This window comes from Protofrankia sp. Cr1 (genome assembly GCF_963555865.1).
Lineage (GTDB): Bacteria > Actinomycetota > Actinomycetes > Frankiales > Frankiaceae > Protofrankia.
On record NZ_CAUVXO010000272.1, the window covers coordinates 1 to 3,483 of the forward strand.

A 3,483-nucleotide genomic window follows, 5' to 3' on the forward strand; every position below is an offset into this window, starting at 1 on the left:
GTGTGCGGGCGAGCGGCCCGTCCACAGAGCGGGCCGGGCCGCGGCTCATTCGGGGTGGTTGACCAGTGAGTTGGCCGCCATCGTCAGGTAGTCCCACAGCGGCTGCGCATGCTCGGGGGGCAGGTTCAGCTCGTCGACGGCGGCACGCATGCGGATGAGCCAGGCGTCCCGCTGAGCCGGGCCGATCACGAACGGTGCGTGACGCAGCCGCAGTCGGGGGTGACCGCGCTGCTCGCTGTAGGTTGAGGGCCCGCCCCAGTACTGGACGAGGAACATCTGCAGCCGCTCCTGGGCGGCGGACAGGTCTTCCTCCGGGTAGAGCGGCCGCAGCAACGGGTCTTCGGCGACCCCTGCGTAGAAGTGGGCCACCAGCCGGTGAAACGTCTCCTCGCCGCCGACCGCGTCGTAGAAGGTATCGGTCGGGCGGGCCATCGCCGGTCGCTGAGTCACACCGACCATTCTGCGCGACGGATCGCGGACCGTCGGGGTGATCCGGGGAACGGCACCTGTTCGGGTCATCGCGGCGCGAGCCATGCGGTGGTGTCCGGGGGAAGGGTCAGCGTGACCCCGTCATAGCCGACCGGGCCGCTGGCCAGGATGAGGCGGCCGGGCAGCGCACATGTCGTGTCCCGCTCGGCGGTCGACATCACGCAGGTCAGACCGGCCTGGTCTGGTGCGCCTGGGACCCCTGGGCGGTCGAACGCGAGGCATCCGGGTGCCAGGTCGTCCCGCCAGCGCAACGCGCCGCCTCCGAGGCAGGCAAGCGCGCGGCGCAGCGCCAGCGCGCCACGGGTCAGCACCAGCGTCGACATCGGGTCGGACGCCTGCGCCTGGGCGGTCAGGTCGGCCCAGGCATCGGGCTGCGGCAGCCAGGGCGTCACGCCGGCGGCGCTGAACCCGAACGGCTGGGCGTGTTCCGACCACGGCAGTGGCACCCGGGCGCCGTCCCGGCCGGGCCGACTCCGGCCGGACCGCTCCCAGACGGGATCCTGGCGGGCTTCGGGCGGCACGTCCACCTCAGGCAGGCCGAGCTCGTCGCCCTGGTAGAGGAACACCGGCCCGGGCAGGGCGAGCAGGGTGAGCAGCGCCGCCCGGGCTCGGCGCAGGCCGATCGCGCCGTCGCCGTCGCCGTCGCCGTAGCGGCTGGCCGGCCGGATCACGTCATGGTTGGACAGCACCCAGGTCGCGGGGGCGCCCACCTCCGCGGTCGCGGCCAGATCCTCGGTGATCGCACTACGCCAGGCCGTGGCCGACCATGGGGCGGCCAGCAGCGAGAACGCGAACGTCAGGTGCAGCTCGTCGGGCCGGACGTAGCGGGCCAGCCGTCGCGGGTCGGCCACCCAGGTCTCCCCGACCAGCGCCCGCGCCTTACCGTCGCGGCGGTCGTAGTCCTCGACGATCGCCCGCCAGCGCTGGTAGATCTCGTGGACGCCGTCCTGGTCCCAGGCGTGGGGCTCGGCCCGCTCCCGGAAGAAGGTGATCGTCTCGCCCGGCGCTGGTGGGTTGTCCGGCAGCAGGTCGTTCTTGACCAGGCCGTGGGTGACGTCGATGCGGAAGCCGTCGACGCCGTGGTCGAGCCAGAAACGGACGGTGGTGTCATGGTCGGCACGCACCTGGGGGTGCCGCCAGTTCCAGTCGGGCTGTTGCGGTGCGAACAGGTGCAGGTACCACTGGCCGTCAGCCACCTGGGTCCAGGCAGGTCCGCCGAACACCGACACCCAGTTGTTCGGTGGCTGCGCCGCATTCTCGCCGCGTCCGTCCCGAAAGATGTAGAGGTCACGCTCGGGGGCACCTGCGCCGGCGGCGAGCGCCGCGCGAAAGGCCGGGTGGGCGTTGCTGGAGTGGTTCGGGACGAGGTCGACGAGCACCTTCAGGCCATGACGGTGTGCGTCGGTCAGGAGCGCGTCGAAGGTGGCCAGATCACCGAACAACGGGTCGACGTCGCGGTGGTCGGCCACGTCATAGCCGTGATCGGCCATGGGTGACCGGTAGAATGGTGTGATCCAGATTCCGTCCACGCCCAGATCGCGCAGATAGGGCAGGCGGGTGGCGATGCCTGCGAGATCCCCGATCCCGTCGCCGCCGGAGTCGGCGAAGCTGCGGATGTAGACCTCGTACAGGACGGCGTCGAGCCACCAAAGGTGCATGGTTCCATCCAAGTCCCGATCCCTGTCGTCAGGCGTGATATCCGCTAACCGAACTAGACTTCGTCGCGTGGAGGTGGTGACTATACGTTATCGTTCGATTTCGCAAAGCGTGTGTGACTCGTTGGCTCGGATCCGTCGTGTCCTGGATGGGCGGCGCCGACGTCGCGGGCACGTCCTTCGTCCCCGCAAGCGTGTCGCGCAACGGACGGCGCTCGAGCAGCTCGGATTCCTGTCCGACGCGGGTCTGGCGCTGTCCGGTTCCCTCGTCCCGCAGCGGATCGTCGACATGATCGCATCGCTGGCGGTACCACGGCTCGGTGACGGGGCCATGGTCTTTCTCCGCGACGGCGACGAGATAGGCATCGGCGCGATCGTGCACCGCAACGGCCGGGTCGCGGAGGTCCTGCGCGGCGCCGTCGCCACCGAGCAGCCCAGCCTGGACAACGACTACGCGCCCGGCCTGGTGCTGCGTACCGGACAGACCTGGTACACCCCCTACCTGACCGACGACCTTGCGGCGCGGCTGTCGATCCGGGCTGGGGCCGACAGCCTGTACCACCAGCTCCTGAAGGGACCGTCGATCACCGTGCCGATGCCGGGCCGCGGTCGGGTACTCGGTGCGGTCATGCTCATCCGCGAGTCGGGCACGTACACACCCGTCGAGATCAGCCTCGCCGAGCACCTGGCTCGCCGGGGGGCAGCCGCCCTTGACAACGCCCAGCGCTACAGCGCCGAGCAGGAGTGCGCGCTCACCCTGCAGCGTTCGCTGTTGCCGGCGGACCCGCCGGCCCTGCGTGGGGTGGAGATCGCGGTGGAATACCGTCCCGGCACGGCCGGGACCGAGGTCGGCGGCGACCTCTACGATGTGATCCCGCTATCGGATGGTCGGGTGGGGATCGCGATCGGTGACGTCATGGGACGAGGTCTGCAGGCGGCCGCGGTGATGGGCCAGCTTCGGGCGGCGCTGCGGGCGTATGCCCTGGAGGACTGGGCGCCGGCCGAGCTGCTGTCCCGGCTCGACCGGGTTGTCGACGCCCTTCCCGGGCTGCACCTGGCTACCTGCATGTATGTCGTCTACGACCCCAGGACCCGCCGGGCGACCGTGTCGAACGCCGGTCATCTGCCGCCGTTGCTGGTCATGCCCGACGAGGAGCCGGACTACCTGGTGCTCGATCCGGGCCTGCCACTGGGAGTCGGTGATATCGACGTGTTCTCGGAGACTTCGCTGGAGCTCCCACCAGGCTCCGGAATCGTTCTTTACACCGACGGCCTGGTCGAGTCCCGACGGCACCCGCTCCAGGACGGCATGGACCGGCTGCGTCGCGGTCTCGCCAGC

The 3,483-nt window shown here is 70.4% G+C and carries 3 protein-coding genes; 1 reads left to right on the forward strand and 2 read right to left on the reverse strand.

What is annotated here, in order from left to right; genetic code table 11:
- Positions 1-45: 45 nt before the first annotated feature.
- Positions 46-459 carry a globin gene (locus tag U9980_RS18695; protein ID WP_322755539.1) on the reverse strand — a complete coding sequence of 138 codons (414 nt, stop codon included), beginning with the start codon at positions 457-459 and terminating at the stop codon, positions 46-48.
- Positions 460-515: 56 nt separating this feature from the next.
- The gene (locus U9980_RS18700) at positions 516-2,147 is read right to left on the reverse strand and encodes a glycoside hydrolase family 13 protein (RefSeq protein WP_322769097.1); all 1,632 of its coding nucleotides are present in this window, start codon (positions 2,145-2,147) and stop codon (positions 516-518) included.
- Between the two features lie 76 nt (positions 2,148-2,223).
- On the opposite strand from U9980_RS18700, the gene U9980_RS18705 reads away from it, so the two are divergent.
- The coding region (locus tag U9980_RS18705; protein WP_322769098.1) for a SpoIIE family protein phosphatase at positions 2,224-3,483 on the forward strand (1,260 nt) is incomplete at its 3' end.

What these genes read in the sequence shown, in the direction of transcription:
- U9980_RS18695 (WP_322755539.1), bottom strand. Translation starts at nt 459, where the DNA reads ATGGTCGGTGTGACTCAGCGACCGGCGATGGCCCGCCCGACCGATACC.
- U9980_RS18700 (WP_322769097.1), bottom strand. Translation starts at nt 2,147, where the DNA reads ATGCACCTTTGGTGGCTCGACGCCGTCCTGTACGAGGTCTACATCCGC.